Genomic DNA, 20,932 nt, shown 5'->3' on the forward strand with positions numbered 1-20,932 from the left:
CCCTGGTTCCTTGTATTCAGCCCGTTATTTACAATCGGTTAACAAAATCCGAATAGGACTTTAACACTGAGATAAATTTCCTATGCTATAGTGCAAGTAGGTATATAGGCGGGATAAGGCGCGAGAGAAACGCCGTTTCTGCAATCGACAACTACTTAGCGGTGAGGCGGGGATGAGGAGCATGACCACTAGCAAACCGGACTCTTACGGGGCGGAGCAACGCCCGGAATTTGAAATCGGTGAACATGACATCGGGGACATCGTGCAATGCCAGCGAATCCATTCCGTTTATCAGCCGATCGTTTCGCTTAGAGACGGCGGGATCTTAGGCTATGAGGCGCTGACCCGCGGGCCCGCCGGCAGCCCGCTTCATTCGCCGGACCGCCTGTTCTCTTCCGCAGCGCGGGCCGGATTGCTTTACCCGCTCGACAGACTGGCGAGAGAGAAGGCGATCCGCGGCGCGTTCTTTGCAGAAGGCCGCGAGCTGTTGTTTCTTAACATATCCGCAGCCGTATTGAACGATCCGCAGTTCGTTCCGGGCCGAACGCTGGAGCTGCTGGAGGCCAAGGGGATGGACCCGGGGCGGATCGTATTCGAGCTGACCGAACGAAGCTCGATCGAAGATTTCTCGGCTGCGAAGAGAATATTGGAGCATTATCGCAATCAAGGCTACCGGATCGCGATCGACGACGCCGGGGCGGGCTATTCCTCGCTCCAGGCGATAGCCGAGCTGCAGCCGGATTTTATTAAGGTGGACCGCTCTTTGGTGCAGGGGGTTCAACATCATAAGACGAAGGAAGCCATTTTGGAGACGTTCGTCTCTTTTGCCCGCAAGCTCGGTATTGAAATGATCGCCGAAGGCATCGAGCAGCAGGAGGAACTGCTTTATTTGACCCGGATGGGAGTTCATTACGGCCAAGGCTATTTGCTCGGCGCCCCCGGATCGGAGCAGGCCGTCGTCAGCGACCGGCTGGTGCGTCATATCGTGCAGCACAGAAAAATTCACGATACGGCCGGCAGCGCCTGGACGATAGGGGATTTGTGCTCGCCGGCCGCTGCGTTCGACCGCCAGACGCAAATTTCCGAGGTTGCCGATTACTTTAAAAATCATCTGAATGCCCAAGGCGTCGTCATCGTATCGGACGGCATCCCGGTAGGCTTAATGATGCGGGAGCGATTGTTCCAGCAGTTGGCCGGGCAGTACGGGTTCTCGCTGTTCTGGCATCGAACGATCGATCAATTCATGGATGCGCATCCGCTGATCGTCGATGAGCACATGCCGGTAGAAACGGTCTCCACGCTGGCGACTTCCCGGGCCATCAACAACTTGTACGACCTGGTCGTGATTACGCGCGAAGGGCGAATGGCCGGAGCCGCCTCGATCCGCGCGATCCTGGAATGCATTACGAACGCCCGGATGGAGAACGCCAAGGTGGCCAGCCCGCTGACGGGACTGCCGGGCAATATCCAGATTTACCGCGAGCTGAACAAGCGCCTCTCGGACAATAAACGGTTTGCGGTCATCTATGCCGACCTGGATTATTTCAAATGGTTTAACGACCGCTACGGATTTCAAAAAGGCGATCAGCTTATTCAATTTGCGGCGGATATTATTCAGCAGTCGGTCGTGGTCTGCGGCCATCCGTTCGATTTTGTCGGCCATATCGGAGGCGACGACTTCATCGTCATCACCTCGGCCGAGCAGCCCGAGAAGCTGTGCAAGGAATTGATAAGGCGGTTCGATCAAGGTGCCTGCCTGTTCGTGGAAGGCGACAAAGGGATCTTCGTGGAGGACCGCAGCGGCAACCGGGTAGAGGCGAAAAGCGTAACCGTCTCGTTATCGCTGATTTTGTGCGAGCGGGAAGCGGCCGTTACGCCGGAGCAAATTTCCCAAGTCGCCGCCAAGCTGAAAAAACAGTCCAAAAGCGTCATCGGCAGCGCCTTCCGTTCCGAACGCATCGGGCTTGGAGGGGAAGACGTTCAGAACAATTCGAGCAGCTGATCCATCTGCTGTATGCAGTACACGTTTCGTTTTCCGAGCTTTTGTTGAGTAATTTTTTTGGCCGAGGCCCCGCTTTGCACCCAGACCGCATCGAGCCCGGCTTTGGTGGCGCCGCACACGTCATGCTTCCAGGAGTTACCGACCATCACCAGCTGCCGCGGCGACAGATCGAGCGTTCTGATCGCGGTTTTGAACAAGGGAACGTTCGGTTTTTTCTCCGAGCTGTGCTGGGCGGTGAAGATCCGGTCCTCGGGGAAAAAATCATGGAGCCCAAACCGCTCCAGCAAATGCTTGACCTCGCTGCGCGGGCTGTTGCTGATGATCGCCAGCTTGAATCGGGGTGCCAGCGACCGGAGCGTTTCTTCCACGCCGGGAGCGAGCGACCTGGCCGCCAGCCTCTCTCTGCGGACAAGCTGGAAGAAATCGCGGGCGAACTGCTGATGAACCGGGACTTCGAGCTCCTTAATGGCGCTTTGCAGGCACTGCTGCTGCAGGTCGTCGAGCTGGAGGCGGGCGGTTTTATTTTTTTTATGCTGCTGCCAGTAAAACTGGTACTTGCTCCAAAGCGCTTCCGCCGTCGGAAAGCTGCCTTGGACCGAGCGGGAGTAGTAATCGTTCCATACGGAACGGAAGGCCTGCTCGAAGTGAATGCCTTGATGAATCAACGTTTGATTGACATCGAAACAGATCGCCTTTTTGCCTGCTGTACGGGTTGAGGTGCTCATAAACGTTCTACCTCCGTTTACGCGAAAAGCATCGCCTTATAATCTATGCTTATGCTACGGGCGTCGGCGTCACCCCTATGAAGGGCAAAGTGGACGTAAGCTTTTTTTCTTTCGTTGTCCTATGCTATCATGGAGTATGTGATGTTATGAAAAAAATGAGGTGTAGCGCGTGTCGAAATTGATATTGATTGACGGCAACAGTCTTGCCAATCGGGCGTTCTATGCATTGCCGCCGCTCAGCAACTCCAGCGGACTGCATACGAATGCGGTGTACGGATTTACGACGATGCTGCTCAAGCTGCTGGAAGAGCAGCAGCCGACCCATTTCCTCGTGGCGTTCGATGCGGGGAAGGTGACGTTTCGACATAAAGACTATGCAGAATATAAAGGCGGAAGGGCGAAGACGCCGCCCGAGCTGTCCGAGCAGTTTCCGCTGCTTCGCGATTTGATCCGCGCCTTCGGTATGGCGCAGTTCGAGCTGGAAGGGTACGAAGCCGACGATATTATCGGTACGCTGACCCGCATTGCCGACGAGAAAGGCGATATCGAGGTGATCGTTGTCACCGGAGACAAAGATATGCTTCAGCTTGTCTCGGATCGCGTGAAGATCGCGCTGACGCGCAAGGGCATTACCGAGGTTGAGCTGTACGATAAGGCGCTGATTGAGGAGAAGTACGGTCTTAAGCCGCATCAAATTATCGATTTGAAAGGGCTGATGGGCGACGCCTCGGATAATATCCCGGGCATTCCCGGCGTTGGTGAGAAGACGGCGCTGAAGCTGCTGCACGAGTATGAGTCCGTCGAAGGCGTCCTTGAGAACGCCGCTCAGCTCAAAGGCAAGATGAAGGAGAAAGTCGAGCAGCATGCGGACGAGGCCCGAATGAGCAAGGAGCTGGCGACGATCTACCGTGAAGTGCCGCTGACGACGCAGTGGGAGGAGCTGGCTTACTCCGGTTACGAAGGACAAGCTCTGGCGGGCATGTTCCGCAAGCTGGAGTTCAAATCGCTGCTTGAGAAGATGGATTTCTCCGGAGGAGATTCGGCTGAAGCCGGGCGGGAGCAGGCTTCTATCGAAGCGGCGGTTGTCGGCGAAGACGACATGGCCGAGCTGGTCGGCATCCTGCCTCAGGTAACGGCGCTGCATGTGGAAGCGGCCGGAGATAATCCGCATAACGCGGAGATGATCGGTTTGGCGCTGTATACGGAGGCCAAATGCTATTATGTGCCGTTCGAGCGGCTGCAGGAAGGCACTGCAGAAGCGGAAGCCGTGAAGGCGTGGCTTGAGTCCTCGGACAAAGCGCTGGCCGTCTACGATCAGCATCGCGCCGAGATCTTGCTGGCATGGCGCGGCATTCATCTGCGCGGAACGGAGTTCGACGTGCATCTTGCCGCTTATTTGCTCGATCCTACGGAGTCGGCGCTTACGCTTAACGGTCTTACCGTCAAGTACGGACTGCCGGCGCTTAAAGCGGATGAGGATGTATTCGGCAAGGGAGCCAAATTCCAAATTCCCGCGTTGGACGTTCTATGCGACTATTTATGCCGCAAGGCGGCGGCGATTCATCAGCTGACGGAGCCGATGAAACGGGATCTGGAAGAAAGCGGCATGCATCAGCTGTTTTACGGGCTCGAGCAGCCGCTGGCAAGCGTTCTTGCCGCGATGGAGGAGAAGGGCATCGAGGTCGATACGGAAGCGCTCAAGCAGTACGGCGAAGAGCTGGGCTCGCAGCTGGAGACGATTATGCATTCGATCTATGACGCCGCAGGGATGGAGTTCAATATTAACTCGCCTAAGCAGCTCGGCGAAGTGTTGTTCGAGAAGCTGCAGCTTCCTACCGTAAAGAAGACCAAGACCGGTTATTCTACCGATGCGGAAGTGCTTGAAAAGCTGGAGCCGTATCATCCGGTCATTGGCCATATTCTGCATTTCCGCACGCTGTCCAAGCTGCAATCTACTTATGTGGAAGGGCTGCTCAAGGAGGTGCGCAAAGATACCGGCAAGGTGCATACCTATTACCGGCAGACGATCGCGGCGACCGGGCGGCTCAGCAGCCAATATCCGAATCTGCAGAACATTCCGATCCGTCTGGAGGAAGGCCGCAAAATCCGCAGAGTCTTCGTTCCCTCAAAGCCGGGCTGGTCGATCTTGACTGCGGATTACTCGCAGATCGAGCTGAGGGTGCTTGCGCATATATCCCAGGATGAGAAGCTGATGGAGGCGTTCCTCCACGACCTGGATATCCATACGAAGACGGCGATGGATGTGTTCGGCGTCTCCGAGTCGCAAGTGGACTCCAATATGAGAAGGCAGGCGAAGGCCGTCAATTTCGGTATCGTCTACGGTATCAGCGATTACGGTCTGTCGCAGAACTTAAATATTACCCGTAAAGAAGCGGCGCAGTTTATCGAGCAATATTTTGCCGTGTTCCAGGGCGTTCGCCAATATATGGACGATATCGTCCGAAAAGCGCGCCAGGATGGCTATGTCACGACGCTGCTGCAGCGCCGCCGCTATTTGCCTGAGATTACCGCATCCAATTTCAATCTGCGCTCCTTCGCCGAACGTACGGCGATGAATACGCCGATTCAGGGCACCGCGGCGGATATTATCAAGCTGGCGATGGTGCAGATGGACGAACGATTGAAGCGCGACGGCTTGCGCAGCCGGATGCTGCTTCAGGTGCATGACGAATTGGTGTTCGAAGTGCCCGAAGACGAAATCGAAACGATGAAAACGGCGGTGGCGGAAGTGATGGAGAATGCGCTGAAGCTGGATGTGCCGCTGAAAGTGGAAGTCGATACCGGCTCCAACTGGTACGAAGCCAAGTAATAACCGAGGTGAAACAACATGCCGGAGCTTCCGGAGGTCGAAACAGTCAAACGAACATTAAGTCAGCTGGTCGTCGGGAAGACGATAGGGAATGTCACGGTGCATTTGCGCAGAATTATTCAGCGGCCGGAAGAACCGCTGGAGTTCAGCATGATGCTGCAGGGCGAAACGATACGCTCCGTCGAGCGGCGGGGCAAATTTCTCCGCTTTCTGATGGACAACTATACAATGGTTTCGCATTTGCGCATGGAAGGGCGGTACGGCGTCTACGACAGCAAAGATCCGCTGGAGACGCATACGCACGTGGTGTTTCATTTTACCGACGGCAGCGAATTGAGATATAAGGACGTGCGCCAATTCGGGACGATGCATTTGTTCCCGTTAGGTCAGGAGCTGGAGGAACAGCCGCTGAAGAAGCTGGGTTTGGAGCCTCTGGACGATGCGTTCACGCTCGAGGCGTTCAAGAGCAAGCTGGCGGGGCGCTCGACCAAGATTAAACCGCTCCTGCTGAATCAGGAATATATCGTAGGGCTCGGGAATATTTATGTGGATGAGTCCCTATTTCTTGCCGGGATTCACCCCGAGCGGGAAGCGGGCTCCTTGTCGCGGCAGGAGCTGGCTTCCTTATACGAGGCGATACTCAGCACGTTGAACGATGCGGTTGCCGCCGGGGGCTCGTCGGTCAAGTCCTATGTGAACGGACAAGGCGAGATCGGCTTGTTCCAGCATCAGCTCAAAGTGTACGGGCATAAAGGCGAGCCTTGCCCGGTTTGCGGGGCGCACATTGAGAAGTCGGTGGTGGCAGGACGGGGGACGCATGTTTGCCCGAACTGTCAGCCCTTGAAGAAGCAACGAAGCCGCAAGGCGTAACCGCCTGCGGGCAAACGTACGACGAGTAGGCTGCACCCTCCGCCCATCTATGCCATATAGTAGGAGTAAAACGGTCGGGAGGGGAAGTTCCATGCTGCCTTTTGTCTCCTTGTTGATACTGGCTCTGGCTGTCAGTCTGGACGGATTCGGCGTAGGCGTCATGTACGGTTTGCGCAAAATCCGAATGCCGCTGTTATCGGTGGCGATTATATCGCTTTGTTCGGGATGCATCATTTATGTGTCCATGCAGATCGGCGTGTTTATCAGCCGCTTCGTCGATCCTGAATTTGCCAAAGCGATCGGCGGCGTCATCTTGATCGGCATCGGAATTTGGGCCGTCTACCAGGTCGTATCGAAGAAAAAAGACGAAGAGGACGGCTTGCCCCAGCCGGTAGGGCCGGCGGAGGCTTCGTTGGAGGAATCCGCCGCTCCAAGTCCGCGGGAAGTATTTTACATCGAGTTGAAAAGACTCGGCTTGGTCATTCAAATATTGCGCAAGCCGTCTATCGCGGATATGGACCGCTCCGGCAACATTTCGCCGTACGAAGCGCTGCTGCTCGGCGTCGCTTTATCCTTGGACGCCTTCGGCGCGGGGATCGGGGCGGCTTTGATCGGTTTTGCCCCGCTGCTGACTTCGGCTGTCATTGCATTGGCCAGCGGGACCTTCCTGGCGAGCGGCTTACGAATAGGTTATAAGTATTCGGAATTATTTTGGATTCGCCGATTATCGGTATTCCCCGGATTTGTATTGATTGTTATGGGTATCATGAAATTGATGTAGTGAAAAACAGCAGGCGATTACTAACTTTTTTCGTAGGAGAATGTATATGAATATCGGTTTAACCGGAGGCATCGCTTGCGGCAAAAGCACTGTAGCGGATTTGCTGGTGCGGCGCGGGGCGATGCTGGTTGATGCCGACCGCATTGCCAGGGAAGTCGTGGAGCCGGGTAGCCCCGTGCTGCAGTTGGTCGTGGAACGCTTCGGCGCGGACATGCTGCTCCCCGACGGCTCTTTGCACCGCAAAAAGCTGGGTGAGGCGGTATTCGGCAACCCGCAGGCGCGTAAGGATTTGGAGGGCATTATGCACCCTTCGATCCGCGCCCTGATGCGGGAGAGAATGGAGCAATACGAACGGCAGCACCCGGACAAGCTTGTCGTGGTGGACGTGCCATTGTTATACGAATCGGGGCTGCAATCCATGTTCGAGGCCGTCATGGTCGTGTACATACCCAGAACAGAGCAGCTCAAGCGGCTTATGTCGCGCGATGGGCTGACGGAAGAACAGGCTGAGGCCCGTCTTCAAGCACAAATGGATATCGAAAACAAAAAAGCGATGGCCGACATTCTCATAGACAATCAAGGAACGCTTGTGCAGACGGAATACCAGGTGGAGGCGTTTCTAAAGGGAAGGAGGCTGCTATGAGCATCAGCTTTTGGCGGAAAAAGCGAGTGTTTGCTCTACTTTTCATCACCTTCGTGATCCTCATGTTTATCAGCAGCGATAAGGTCGGAAAATGGTTGTATCCTATCCGTTATGAGGAAGAAATAAGGCAGCATGCCCAAACTTACGAGGTCGATCCGCTATTGGTTGCAGCTATCATTCGAGTAGAATCCAATTATAAAACGAATATTTCATCCAAAAAAGGCGCCTACGGTCTCATGCAGCTTATGCCCGATACGACCGAGTGGATTGTGGATGCCGGCAAGTTCTCTCCTTCGTTCAAAAACGATCTGGACAATCCTTCTGTCAGCATAGAGCTCGGAACCTGGTACCTTAACTGGCTCCATAAGGAGTTCAACGGCAATACGGTCGCTATTATAGCCGGATATAACGCCGGGCAAGGCAAAGTAACCAGATGGATTCAAAACAGAGAGTGGGACGGAACCTTGGAAAATTCGAATTCGATCCCGTATGGAGAAACGAGACATTACATTCAGCGTGTTTTGTATTATTATAATAAGTATCACAAGTTATACGCGAAGGATTGGGGAATGGCTTCTTGAAAGTAAAGAAGTATTGGACAGGCCCCTTCACGGAAGCTTTGTCCAATACTTCTCTAACCTTTACCTATCGGTTCCCGCCAGCAAGTGTTTGCTCGGCGATTTGTACCAGGCGACGTGTAATATGTCCCCCGATAGCACCAGTGTCACGAGTAGCCATGTTACCGTAGTAACCGTCTTGAGGAATGGCGATACCCAATTCCTGTGCTACTTCATACTTCAGTTGATCCAAAGCTGCGTTAGCTTGTGGAACAACCAATTGGTTGCTGCTTCGAGATTGTCCTGCACCCATGTCTGTTCACCTCCTTGTCGTTTGTAATCCTATTATGTGCTTTTCACAGAAGTTCATTACAGGGATTCACTGGCAATAATTGTTCATTTGTAATCAAGAGGAGAGATATTGAAAAATGAAATGCCCTTATTGCGACTATTCCGGAACGAAAGTACTGGATTCCCGCGCGGCCAATGAGAATAAATCGATCCGGCGCCGCAGAGAATGCGAAAGATGCGCCAAGCGGTTCACCACGTTCGAGATGGTGGAGGAAACCCCGCTTATCGTAATCAAAAAAGACGGCAGCCGCGAAGAATTTAGCCGCGAGAAGATGCTGCGCGGTCTTATACGCGCCTGCGAGAAGCGTCCGGTATCCGTCGAGCAGCTCGACATGATCGTCTCCGAAGTGGAGAAGCAAATCCGCAACACCGCCAGCGCCGAGGTCGACAGCCGGGAAATCGGCGAGATCGTCATGGAGCAACTGTACCCTGTGGATGAGGTCGCTTATATCCGCTTTGCTTCCGTGTATCGTCAATTCAAGGACATCAGTATGTTCATGCGAGAGCTTACGGACATCTTGTCCAAGCATCAGGTAGGCGATGAAAAAAAATAATTTGCAGGTGCAGCGAGTCAAACTGTTGACAAGCTTATTGCACCTGTGATATTATCATTCTTGTCGCCGCGGGGCCTTAGCTCAGCTGGGAGAGCGCATCGCTGGCAGCGATGAGGTCAGGGGTTCGATCCCCCTAGGCTCCATAAAAAAAGCGTCACTACGATTACCGTAGTGGCGTTTTTTTATTTGCCTGCGGGGCCGAACCCCGAGGGTTCAGTCCGCGCGCAGGGAGCGAAGCGGACGAGCACGGCGTTGGAATCAACCGCTAAGGTAGTCATCGGCGAATAAGCTTCGTCAGCAGGAAAGATGAAGGATTCAAACATCCCCCTAGGCTCCATAAAAAAAGTCCTCGGAACCAATTAGGGTTCCGGGGATTTTTTTATGCCTAGGCGGGGGCCGAACCCCGCGGGTTCAGTCCGCGCGCAGGGAGCGAAGCGGACGAGCACGGCGTTGGAATCAACCGCTAAGGTAGTCATCGGCGAGTAAGCTTCGTCAGCAGGATAGATGAAGGATTCAAACATCCCCCTAGGCTCCATAAAAAAAGCGTCACTACGATTACCGTAGTGGCGTTTTTTTATTTGCCTGCGGGGCCGAACCCCGAGGGTTCAGTCCGCGCGCAGGAAGGAGCGGACGAGCACGGCGTTTGAAACTACCGCTAAGGTTGTCATCAGCGAGTAAGCTTCGTCAGCAGGAAAGATGAAGGATTCAAACATCCCCCTAGGCTCCATAATGAATAAAGCCGCTAAACACAAGGGTTTTCGAGTGTTTAGCGGTTTTTTCTTTGCCTAGATAGGGATGATTTGAGGGCGTGGTCACACGTTTGGTCACAATGAGGAATTTTTTGATGAGATTTCGGCTTTTTCTCAAGCCATCGTGCTTCACTCAGAACATATTTTTTCTCAAAGAAAAGCAATCGCCCTGTCCTCTTTTGAAGGCAGGGCGATTTTTTTGTTCTCCTTCGAATGCTCCGCTGAAAGGCGGTCAGCAGTTTGGGAACGAATTATTGAATCGTCATTGACGATTCAGAACCATCGAATAAACTGCTTGGCTGGACGAAGAATGAAGCTTCGAGGCTCTTGTTCTCTTGCTCCGTCCCAATAAGCATGTTGCCATACTGTTGCGCTGTTTCCTTGTGAACGGAAGAGAGCACATGGCTGTACGTATCCAAGGTGACGCGAATATCGGAATGGCCCAATATTTCCTTTACGACCTTGGGATTAATGTTACGGCTCAGCATTAGGGTAGCTTACAGTATGTCTAAGGTCATGGAATCGGATTTTTGGCACATCAGCCTTCATCATCAGGGCATAAAATGTGCGGAGCAAATTGCGGGGATTGACAGGGGTTCCAATCTTGGTTCAAACGATTAGATCATTGTTTCGAAAAAATGCTCCAGCGGCACATCTTTTCTTCTCATATTTCATTTCTGTTTCTTCAAATAGCGTAATCGTTCGAGTACTGGATTTAGTTTTTGTATTTTGATATATCTGTTACCGTCATGGCTAAGGGTTTGACGAACATAAAGCACACCTCTCTCTAAGTCCAATATATCCGATTCTCGCATCCCGGTTGTCAGCGCCAGCAGAAATGCAAGATACAGTTCATACTTCTCGCAAAGCTTGAGGAAACGTACAGACTCGTCCAAATTCCAAATGTATTTGGTCAATTTCTGAGTGCCGCGGCGCACTCGAACGTAGAGGCATAGAACTCAAAAAAGCCTTGTCCACAAGGATTTCCTGCCCTCTTTCCTTGACGTACAAAAACCATTCCCTCCACTGGCAGTGGTGAGCGGTAAGATCAGGGAGGCGATTCCCTAGGCTCCATAATGTAAAATCCTTTAAACATAGGGATTTTGAAACTACCTTCTGTTGAGTAGATAGTGGGAAACAAAAAATCTGACACTAATCGCTAACATTATGGTTAGTGTTATTTTTATGTCGCCTGAACTTTGAAGATATTGGCTGTATTCCTAAGGCACCATTATTGTTTAGTCTTTTCTGGTGTCGATGGTTAATGTAATAAGTTGTTGGATTGCAGTAGTCTGTCTGGACCTAACGATTGGTAAGTTTGAAGCCATTGTTGATGGATGGGTAAGAAACGTCTAAAAGAACAGCCAAATGATGAAGTGAATTTTTTCCTACGAAGATATTTCTCAATATCCGCTATCTTTTCTAATCCTGATGTTTTTGCTTTATGGGACATGAAAACTGCTCCCCTTGTGGTGGACAGTTGAAATAATAAAACTGTTTACCACAAGGGGAGCATATCAAAATCGGGGCTTTTTCAACAATCTGATCTCTCCTCCCGAAGAGACACTGTCCGTTATTAGTGGGGGGGTTCAAACGATTATATTGGTAATTTTACCATCGGTATTCACAGTATCGCTTGAAGAACGGCGAAGGCAGACGAGAAGTAAAGCCGTCCGGTGCTGAATGGCTACTATGCTTGGCTGCGTCAGTTAACGAAGTCGCAGTGAAGGGATGGAAAACTTGCTGATCTTATTCAATGTCAACTCCAGAAGTGGATCACCGCTTTACCAAGCTCATCAATGTCTATTTGCCAATTTCAAGTTGTGAAAGTTGAGTAATAAATATATAAGTTAGGTTAAAATATATAAAATGAAATTAAACGTGGATAACGATTTTTTTATAAATTGTTTTGATATTGCACTAAATATTCACAAAACCATGGTAGGGAACAAAAAAAAGCTACTTTTTGCGTTGATTGTTCAGTTTTTCTGCTAATTGAGGGAGAATGGAGACAAGATCCTCCCTCCAAACATAATAAGTTTTAGGGGTTATACCAATTTCCTTGACAATCTCTGCGATGGTCATGTCTGTAGTATAGGTAAGTACAATAAGGTCGATAAACTTCATTGGTTTTTGTCTTCTATATTTTAAAAGCTGTCGATGTTTTGTAAAAGTATGCTTGCATACCTTGCAACGAAAGCGCGGAGTCGGGATATTAGCATGTTTGACTACATTCGCGGAAGAACAGTGAGGGCAGGCGGGGTAAGCATTTTTACGCTTAGGAGTATGAGGTTGAAGTTTTTTTGATACGCGATCAAGAGTTCCTGCTAAAAGTCGTTTAAGAATGACCAACTCGTTTTTCCCCAATTCCTCATGACGTTCCAAGGTTTTTTGGATTTCCTCAAGTACATTCATATCAAACTTCATCTCCTGAAATATATTATTAATACTGTACCAGGTTTTGTAATGAATATCCACAATTAATTTCCAAATAAGGATATGCATGGTGTTGATCTATAGTCAATTACCCCTAAATAATGTACTATTGGGAATGTGATGTAAATCGGTCCCGACGATGCTTTTAGGAAGGGGGGACAGTATGAGTGTTGAGCAGCTCCAGTTCGCAAAGTTCCTTACAGGTTATTAGAAAAGTAGAATGATTATGGAAAATGAAGGACTTGGGCCATCCGCGTGGAACAAACCGGGTATTTTCCCGCTAGGCAGATACATGTTGGACAGCATAAAAGAAATAAGTAGGCAGGTAGATGCAGAAATCTTAATTTTTAATGAAGACGACCCTGTATGGTATAGGAGCGATATTTTCTTGCAGCCAAGGGCCAACGTACTTATTGATTACGGTATTTTTGTAAACGCTTTAGGTAGAGAAAGGACAATCATTTGTCGAAGAGGGAGAGCGGATATTGCTTCAGACTTGCAAGTATTGATTTATTGTGATCTTAATAAGGAGTACCGGGCGGAAATTGAGATCATAACGTGACTGCATTCTTTGAAGAAGTAAAAATGCCATAAACCTTAGGAGGTTGTCTTGAGCCAAAAAAATGATTTACATTCTCTAAGAGGCGTTCCCGAGTTGAAGTATATTAATGCAGATAATGTGACTCGATACCGTGCCATCATGAAATTTTTGTACCAGCAGTATCAAAAGCTGAATTATTGGCTTAAACCTGAGCAAATATTCGAAGAAGTAGTGTCTTGGAAAGTGCTTAAAAATTATACTTTTGAGCAATGTCAACTTGATTTGGAACAATTAGTGGAATGGGGAAACTTAACTTCACGGCATTATGGAGAACGTGCTACTTCCGTTGAAGAATATCTGAAGAAAAAATTTCAATATCTTTTGACACCTTATTCCATTGAAATTGAGCGCTTGTTGGAAAACTTGGAGTCTGTTCGGGGATACGGAGGATCTTTAGAGCCAACTTTGTTTGATACCATAGCGAATACGCTATTTAAAATTAGAAGTCAATCGGGTACTTATGAGAAGGGGGAAGCTTTAGAACTTTGGAATACACTAAATGAATCATTCCAAAAGGTTCATGAAGCATCAGTTGATTACATAGCTAGTCTCCAGACGGGAAAGGCAGAAGAGCTAATGGTCACAGATGCTTTTTTGATATATAAAGATGCCATTACTAATTATTTAAGAGATTTTGTACATGCGTTGCAGCGGCGTTCTTATAAAATTGAAGGTAACCTTGCTCAAGTTACTGGTGGAGTAAAAGATATTTTTTTGACATCTGTAACGGAAGACGAATGGAGAATTCCTAAGCTGGAAGAGACCATTTCTAAGGAGGAGTATTACACCGAACTGGTTGAAAAGTGGGGTATACTCAACAAATGGTTTCAAGGTGAATTCGGATCGATTAGTGAAATGCAACTATTGGAACGAGCTACGAAAGAAGCAATAATGAAAATGGTTCGAAGTGCATTGCGAATTCAGGAAAAAAAGCGTTCTATCATTAGTCGAAGAAAGGACTTGGAATTTCTGGGACAGTGGTTTTATAAAATGGATAGTCTTGAATCTGCCCATAAGCTCGCAGCGTATACTTTTGGCCTATTTCCAACTCGACACTTTCACGGAGAAGATACCCGAGACTCAGATAGCGCGGGGATGTCGATGTGGTTGGAGACTCCTATTGTAAAGACGCTGCGCTCCAGAAGCAGGAAGAGGCACGATCGTCATGACATAGAAGCAGCCATTGACAATACCGAAGAGAAAGAACGATTAAAAATTGAATTTATAAAAAAACAGAAGCAGGAACTTCAATTTCTAAAAAAAATGGTGGAAAGGAAAAGCATCAGCGTATCCCAGATTGAAAAGTTACCAACTACCGCAAGACTTCAATTACTTGAGTGGATTGGTCGATGTAATGCTGCTCCCCATTTTATGTTTCAAAGTTCTGAAGGCGTACAAATTCAATTAACAAAACCAGTTGATGAGGAACGCGCTAATTTATTGTGCGAGGATGGCACACTTGAACTCATTAATTATAAATTTACATTTACCGTTATTGACAAGATCAATTGGCACAATTTACTTCAGTGGGAAAATAAAGAATAACAAGCAAAATGGCTAAATAAAGGGGGAGATGATACTGGAGACGATAAAAGTTGGGAAAAAGAAACAGAAAAAACGATCCAATATCATAGACAAGGATGAATTTTCGAACCGAAAAAAAATGTGCATGAATGCGTTATTAAACCGTCCTTGGATAGCCAAGGAGACAGATTCTCAATTGTATTATTGGATTAAAGAACAATACCAGACGCTCAGAGAATGGTTTTGGCATTATACCGGTTACAATCTCATCATCAATGGGAAATTAGCCAAACTGGAAAAAGTACCGGAAGTTGCTTATTCGTGGATGGGATTTCAGGAGTTTAGAGAACCGCTGGACTACTCTTTGTTCACTTTTTGCTTATGGTTTTTGGAAGCCAGAACGGAACAAGAACAGTTCTTGTTAACAGATCTTATAAAAGAAGTTCGGGATTCCATGACAGAAATGGGAATGAATGTTGATTGGAGAAATTACTACCATCGGTTGTCCATGGCAAGAGCTCTAAAAAAATTGAAGAACCTCCAAGTTATACAGGCAGTAGATGGAACAGAAGCAGATTGGGCTATGGATAATGAGAAATATAATGTTTTGTACGAAGTCACTTCATACTCAAGATATGTCCTGCGGCATCTAAATAAAGAACTTGCTGCTTATACGGATATGATGCAAATGAGTGAAGCCATGATCTATGAAGATAATCTTGAAGAACAGAATCGAAAGAGAAGGCACCGTCTATACAGGCGCTATTTGTTGGAGCCAGTTGTCCTTGATGAACAATGGAAAGAGGATTTGTTTTATTTTCATGGGCAAAAAAATCATTTGATTAATCAAATAAAATTAATGTTTGGCTGGGAAGGGAGCAGATATCACGAAGGGATTCTTTTTTTTGAGCCAACTCTTAGCACGGAAGCAGAGGTGTTTCCAACATTAGCGTCTATTTCGGATCTTGTGATGCTCGTATTGGGGCAAATTCGGCAAGAGGTCATTTCAGAATCTATAAAAAAAATCCCGCATAATCTGGATGTACATATAACCCGGCCACATATGGAACGCATCTTGATTCAACTAAAGGAGCAGTATGGGGAATATTGGACTAATGATCAAAGAAAGATGAAATCATCTGAATTAGCAGAACAAATATTTTTGCATATGATTGAATGGGGATTTGGGGAATGGGAAGATTCAACTCTATTTACTTTATGGGCGGTGGCGGGTAGATGGGTAGCCCAGTACGGAACAGGGGAAATGGACTTATAGGGAGGGAACGGCCTTGGCGTTGCAAAGATGGCGCATGAATAGGGCAGGTATTTTGAATTTCTGGTATTACGATGAAGAAGAATTCCAGTTTGAAGAAGGGCGGTTAATTTTACGAGGAACCAACGGTTCAGGGAAATCTGTTACAATGCAGAGCTTTATCCCCTTGGTCCTGGATGGGGACAAACGGCCGGAGCGACTGGACCCTTTCGGATCTCGGGATCGCAAACTTGAATATTATTTATTAGGCGATAATGAGAACGGGCATACGGAGCGAACAGGATATTTATGGCTTGAATTTTATCACCCAGCTAAAAATTTATACAAAACGATTGGTATTGGCGTTCGGGCACGCCGCGGTGCAGCGCAGTTAGGCTTCTGGGGGTTCTTATTAGAAGATGGAAGAAGAATTAATCGCGATATCTATTTATATAATCGTTCATTATGGATCGAGCAAAAGAGTAAGATTCCACTGACCAGAAAAGAACTAGGTGATTTGATCGACTCAGGAGGTAAAGTGGTACAAGAGCAGAGTATGTACCGAGAGATGGTCAACGAGGCTTTGTTTGGTTTTCAGGATGTGGATTCTTACAAAGATTTGTTAAAGCTGCTATTAGAGTTGAGAAGTCCCAAGCTTTCCAAAGATTTTAAACCTTCTTCTATGTATGAAATCTTGAAAAATGCTTTACCACCCATAATGGAAGACGATTTGAATCCTCTCTCAGATGTGATAGAAGACATGGATGAAATTACGGATCGATTGGATGAACTTCATATACATGTAAAAGACATGGGAAAATTATGTGAGAAATATACCGAATATAATCAATTTCTAATAAGGCAGCATTCTGAAGAGGTGTTGAATCAATATCAAGTATGTGAAAGCTTAGAAAAGGAAGTTAATGAATTAAACAAGAAAGTCCAAACTACGAAGGACGAGCAAGCTAATAATATTTCTTCTATTAATCACAGAAAAGCGATGCTCAAGTCGATAGAAGCGGAGTTAGATGTTCTGAATCGTAGCGAAGTGATAGGCAAGCAACGGGAATTGGAACATGCGGAAGAGCAGTTTAAGGAAACAAACAAGCAGCTAGCCGATCTTGATGAACGAATGAGAAGAAATTCAACCAATTTATCACGTATAAAAGTGGATGTTGCAAAAGCACAAGACAAGATAGAACAACTTGTAATTGAACGGACCAGTGTAATAGATGAACTTGAGGATACCGCACGAGTCCTAGAGTTTAGAGAACACGATATTTATCACGGTATGTGGTTAAAAGGTATCCCGGATGATGATAGATGGTCTCATCATTGGATAAAAGACCTTGGACAACATAAAGAAAAACTGATCGCTGCTCATACTATCGCGCTTGAAGAACGCGAAGCCAATCGTATAGCTTCTGAGGCTGAAATAAACTTCGGGGAGATACATCGCCAACGAACGGTTGTTGAAGAGGAGTATAGGCTGCAAGTTAATGCGGTTGAGATTACTAAAGAATCAATGAGAGAAAGGTTGATCTGTTGGCAGCAGGAGTTAAACCAATTGCCTGTTGATCAGGAAGCTTTGCGTGATGCTCTGAGAGCGTTATCTTCAATCACACTCACAGAACGTCAATATGAACGGGTACGTTTCCCAGCAGTTAAAGCTTTCAAAGTCAGGAATCAAGAATTATTGGAGCAATCTCTCCGTTTGCAACATCAAAAGGAAGTATTGCAGTTGGATTGTTCCAGGTTGGAGCAAGAGTTGAAGCAATGGATATCGGCCAAGGAACCTGAACCGGCTCGTAATGAAAGAAGGAGCCGTACCCGTGAATTAAGGAGACCCTCAACAGGCGCACCTTTATTTTCAGTTTGTGAATTTAATGAAATCCTTACTGAAAATGAACGCGCACGGTTGGAAGAAACACTCGAACAAGCCGGATTATTGGATGCGTGGATATTCCCAGGTGGGAAAGTTTCAAAAATGGACTGGGAGCAAGAAGAAGAGGTTTGGGTTGAACCGACTGAAAAATCAGGGGGTTCCTTCCTGACGGATGTGTTATGTGCAACTCCTTCGGCAGAAAGTGGGTTGACTCTTGAAGATGTTCAAAGCGCATTAAACAGTATAGGGTGGGAAACGGGTTATTCCGATGCTGTTGGGAACGAAGAAAAGTTGGTAATTGGTAAGGGAGGCTTTCGTTTAGGAGCTTTGACTGGAAACGGTTTTTCAAAAGAGCGGGCAGAGTATATCGGTGCAGAGACAAGACGGCGCACCAAGCAAATAGCAATTGCCCAACTCGAATCGAATATTGAACTTCTGGTTAATGAAATATCATATGTTGATGAACAGTTAATGGGAGTTGGTGATCATGTTCGAGTTCTCCATGCTGAGCTAGATGCCTTTCCCGATGACATGGAATTACAGGAGCATCTTGACACATTAGTTCAATTATCTTATCGCCTTAATGAAATGATGAATCAAGAACAAAAAGTGGAATTGCAATATAAAGAAAGGATGAATGCACTAAGAAAAATTCAACTGTCATTAAAAGAAATAACAGCAGAGTGGTCCAGTTTAAAAAATGAAAAACAAATTCGAGATGCTCTTGATATATGGCCCCATTATCGTGGCAGGGTTTCAGAACTGCACTCTTTATGGTTGCGTTACAATGAGATTTCCGAACATCAAATGAATAGTAAGGAACAGCAGAATGAACTCATACTGCAACTGGAAGAAGATGAAGATCAGCAGCTTTTCTTGAAAGAAAAGAACATAAAATACGAAGCTCAAATTAGGCAACTCCATAAACTTATGTTAGAAATGGGCAGTAAGGAGATCTACGAGCAGCTTACTAAATTAAAAGAAAATAAAGTAACTTTAAACAACCAATTAGCCGTATTAGATCAAGAGAAAGAGCAGATCATCACATTATTAGCAAGTCAGGAAGCTGAGCTAAGAGTACGTTCGCATGAGTATGAAAAGAGTAATAACCAGTATCAGCTTTCAGTGGAATTATGGAAGGCTGAATTGCAACTGCGGCTTGTGCAGGAGTGGAAGGAAGCGGCATTTCAATCTTCCGATTGGACTGAAGTTCTGAAGGTATGCCGTCAGATCGTGAGGCGTTATGGTGCCCAGTTTGGAAATAAAACAAAAGAACGTCTGGGAAACGAACTTCAGCAGGTATATAACGCGGTTTGCAACAATTTACGCGAATATGTACTGGAATTGGATTTTTTGTTTTCAGGCCGGATAGTCATTCATTCCCAACGCGATCGATCCAACCCGCTTTCCCCTATCGTACTATTAGAGGAATTAATCAATCAGAGAGCTGAGCAACAAGTTTTGCTAACAGAAAAAGACAGAGAGCTTTATGAAGAAATCATAATTGGAAGTGTAGGAAGAGCGATTCGGGGGCGAATTCGCCGTGCTAAAGAATGGGTAAGCCAAATGGATGTTTTAATGAAGCGACGTGATACTTCAAGCGGCTTGCAGCTATCACTTAATTGGGAACCCAAAGTAGTGGAGACCGAAGAGGAGCTTCCTCCTGATACTCTTGTGGATTTATTGTTGAGAGACGCTCATCGAATGAATGATGAAGAAATTGATACTATTGTTGAACACTTCCGTACACGCATTTTGAAGGCAAAGGCCAATGCGGAAGATGAGCAAGGAACTTTAAGATATTTTATAAATGAAATATTAGATTACCGATCTTGGTTTGAATTCAGGTTATACTTCCGCAAAGGAGAACAAACTAGCTACAAGGAATTAACGGACTCTAAGTTTAATGTATTAAGCGGCGGGGAAAAGGCGATGGCCATGTACATTCCTTTATTTGCCGCCACATTTTCTCGTTATAGTGATGCACAACATGATGATGCCCCAACCATTATTTCTTTGGATGAAGCATTTGCGGGTGTGGACGATGCCAATATGCGGGATATGTTTGAACTTCTGACAGACATGGGGTTCGATTATATTATGACTTCACAAGTATTATGGGGATGTTATGATACAGTACCAAGGTTGGCTATATACGAAATTTATCGTCCTAAAGATGCTCGGGTTGTGACCTTATTTCATTATCGCTGGAACGGCAAGAGCAGAGAATTAGTGGAAGCACCTTTGACGAGTTGACAGTGAGGTAATGCGAGATGGAAATTGGATTCCGCAAAACTGCAAAGCAATATTATAGCGATCCACTTCTAGGGAATCTGCTTGCTGCGGTATTTAAGAAGTACCAGGGGCAAGGAGGAGTGCGCGGCAATGCCAAAATTGTAGTGAGTTCATTTGCAGAGGCTAGCCGTCTGCAGGACTTTTTTGGGGGTTGGGTAGAGGGAATCATACGGCCTAATACGATTCTTGAAGTACCACTGCAGTTATTTGCGGCGGAGCTTTTGCAAGGGCACAAACTTGAGCTCCCTGATTTGTATGAGCTGTTATACGATAAACTACTGCTAACCAAAAGAGAAGTAAAGCAACTTAAGGAAGATCAATGGTTTGAATTATTTGATCGTGTGGCTGTACGTTTTGCGGAAGATGAGAGTATTCAGGATAGTGTCACTAATGAATATTTTCGTGCCATTACATTTAATTGGTTTGAGCGTTTGAGAGCAGGATTGGCGAAAGGATATCAAATTCTTGGACATACGATGCGTAATGGTAGAGATGCTGAACATGATTTATTTTATTGTGCAAAGGCATTATGGAATCTCTTTATCAATAAGGAGAAGCTCTGGAAGAAATTTAATTGTGATGTTGAGTTAATTGGAATACCTATTTTTGCTGAGGAAATAACTAAAGATCCACATTTTTTTGATGTAAAATATTCTGCTGGTAGATTGTTTTTGGCTGCATTACATGACATTTTTTCGTTTAAACTTAAAGCAGGTGAAATTAAAAGCAATGAAAGTTTGATAGTTCCTGTGTTACTGCTAATGCATAATGTCCATCAGTTGACGGCATAAGTTGTCCTGATGGTGACGGACAAGCTGTCCACTCGTGACTAAGAAAAAGGGAGAATCAAGATAATTCTCCCTGGATGACTCGTTTG

At 46.9% G+C, this 20,932-nt stretch carries 15 protein-coding genes and 1 tRNA gene; 13 read left to right on the plus strand and 3 right to left on the minus strand.

Annotation, left to right across the window (positions count from 1 at the left end):
- Nucleotides 1–181 precede the first annotated feature (181 nt).
- Complete coding sequence (locus tag N0M98_RS23080; protein WP_249865101.1) at nt 182–2,002, plus strand: bifunctional diguanylate cyclase/phosphodiesterase; 1,821 nt, start codon at nt 182–184, stop codon at nt 2,000–2,002.
- Here N0M98_RS23080 and N0M98_RS23085 read toward each other — a convergent pair.
- Nucleotides 1,981–2,727, minus strand: a complete 747-nt coding sequence (locus N0M98_RS23085) for an HAD family hydrolase (RefSeq protein ID WP_249865100.1) — start codon at nt 2,725–2,727, stop codon at nt 1,981–1,983. The two genes, N0M98_RS23080 and N0M98_RS23085, sit on opposite strands and share 22 nt — an antisense overlap.
- Before the next feature lie 169 nt (nt 2,728–2,896).
- Between N0M98_RS23085 and polA the strand changes: the two genes are divergently transcribed.
- The 5 genes from polA to N0M98_RS23110 all read left to right on the plus strand — a co-directional run bounded on the left by polA (nt 2,897) and on the right by N0M98_RS23110 (nt 8,432).
- A complete protein-coding gene (gene polA, locus N0M98_RS23090; RefSeq protein WP_259619308.1) occupies nt 2,897–5,557 on the plus strand; it encodes a DNA polymerase I in 2,661 nt (886 codons plus the stop codon).
- An 18-nt stretch (nt 5,558–5,575) separates the two neighbouring features.
- On the plus strand, nt 5,576–6,427 hold the full coding sequence (gene mutM, locus N0M98_RS23095) for a DNA-formamidopyrimidine glycosylase (protein WP_259619309.1): 852 nt from the start codon (nt 5,576–5,578) through the stop codon (nt 6,425–6,427).
- Between the two features lie 91 nt (nt 6,428–6,518).
- Complete coding sequence (gene ytaF, locus N0M98_RS23100; protein WP_249865097.1) at nt 6,519–7,208, plus strand: sporulation membrane protein YtaF; 690 nt, start codon at nt 6,519–6,521, stop codon at nt 7,206–7,208.
- A 46-nt stretch (nt 7,209–7,254) separates the two neighbouring features.
- Complete coding sequence (coaE, locus tag N0M98_RS23105; protein WP_249865096.1) at nt 7,255–7,851, plus strand: dephospho-CoA kinase; 597 nt, start codon at nt 7,255–7,257, stop codon at nt 7,849–7,851.
- 2 nt (nt 7,852–7,853) lie between these two features.
- Nucleotides 7,854–8,432: a lytic transglycosylase domain-containing protein gene (locus N0M98_RS23110; RefSeq protein ID WP_259619316.1), complete on the plus strand. Its 579-nt coding sequence runs from the start codon at nt 7,854–7,856 to the stop codon at nt 8,430–8,432.
- A gap of 64 nt (nt 8,433–8,496) precedes the next feature.
- Here N0M98_RS23110 and N0M98_RS23115 read toward each other — a convergent pair whose 3' ends face one another.
- Nucleotides 8,497–8,721, minus strand: coding sequence for an alpha/beta-type small acid-soluble spore protein (locus tag N0M98_RS23115; protein ID WP_249865095.1), 225 nt, complete (start codon nt 8,719–8,721; stop codon nt 8,497–8,499).
- Nucleotides 8,722–8,836: 115 nt separating this feature from the next.
- Here N0M98_RS23115 and nrdR point away from each other — a divergent pair, with 115 nt between their 5' ends.
- Together nrdR and N0M98_RS23125 are read left to right on the plus strand one after the other, a co-directional pair.
- On the plus strand, nt 8,837–9,313 hold the full coding sequence (nrdR, locus tag N0M98_RS23120) for a transcriptional regulator NrdR (protein WP_259619310.1): 477 nt from the start codon (nt 8,837–8,839) through the stop codon (nt 9,311–9,313).
- 70 nt (nt 9,314–9,383) lie between these two features.
- A tRNA-Ala gene (locus N0M98_RS23125) sits at nt 9,384–9,456 on the plus strand.
- Nucleotides 9,457–12,021: 2,565 nt separating this feature from the next.
- Here N0M98_RS23125 and N0M98_RS23130 read toward each other — a convergent pair.
- Entirely contained in the window at nt 12,022–12,477 is a 456-nt protein-coding gene (locus N0M98_RS23130) for a transposase-like zinc-binding domain-containing protein (RefSeq protein ID WP_259619311.1), read from the minus strand.
- 247 nt (nt 12,478–12,724) lie between these two features.
- On the opposite strand from N0M98_RS23130, the gene N0M98_RS33935 reads away from it, so the two are divergent.
- From N0M98_RS33935 to N0M98_RS23150, 5 genes are read left to right on the plus strand one after another with little or no spacing between them, the layout of a single operon-like run.
- Complete coding sequence (locus N0M98_RS33935; protein ID WP_375295547.1) at nt 12,725–13,060, plus strand: TIR domain-containing protein; 336 nt, start codon at nt 12,725–12,727, stop codon at nt 13,058–13,060.
- 48 nt (nt 13,061–13,108) lie between these two features.
- Nucleotides 13,109–14,644 (plus strand): TIGR02677 family protein, encoded by a 1,536-nt coding sequence (locus N0M98_RS23135; protein WP_259619312.1) that lies wholly within the window; start codon nt 13,109–13,111, stop codon nt 14,642–14,644.
- A gap of 28 nt (nt 14,645–14,672) precedes the next feature.
- Nucleotides 14,673–15,899: a TIGR02678 family protein gene (locus N0M98_RS23140; RefSeq protein WP_259619313.1), complete on the plus strand. Its 1,227-nt coding sequence runs from the start codon at nt 14,673–14,675 to the stop codon at nt 15,897–15,899.
- A 13-nt stretch (nt 15,900–15,912) separates the two neighbouring features.
- Nucleotides 15,913–20,016 carry a TIGR02680 family protein gene (locus N0M98_RS23145; RefSeq protein WP_259619314.1) on the plus strand — a complete coding sequence of 1,368 codons (4,104 nt, stop codon included), beginning with the start codon at nt 15,913–15,915 and terminating at the stop codon, nt 20,014–20,016.
- A 17-nt stretch (nt 20,017–20,033) separates the two neighbouring features.
- Nucleotides 20,034–20,846 carry a TIGR02679 domain-containing protein gene (locus tag N0M98_RS23150; protein ID WP_259619315.1) on the plus strand — a complete coding sequence of 271 codons (813 nt, stop codon included), beginning with the start codon at nt 20,034–20,036 and terminating at the stop codon, nt 20,844–20,846.
- Nucleotides 20,847–20,932 lie beyond the last annotated feature (86 nt).

Origin of the sequence: Paenibacillus doosanensis, assembly GCF_025060755.1 — a bacterium.
Lineage (GTDB): Bacteria > Bacillota > Bacilli > Paenibacillales > NBRC-103111 > Paenibacillus_S > Paenibacillus_S doosanensis.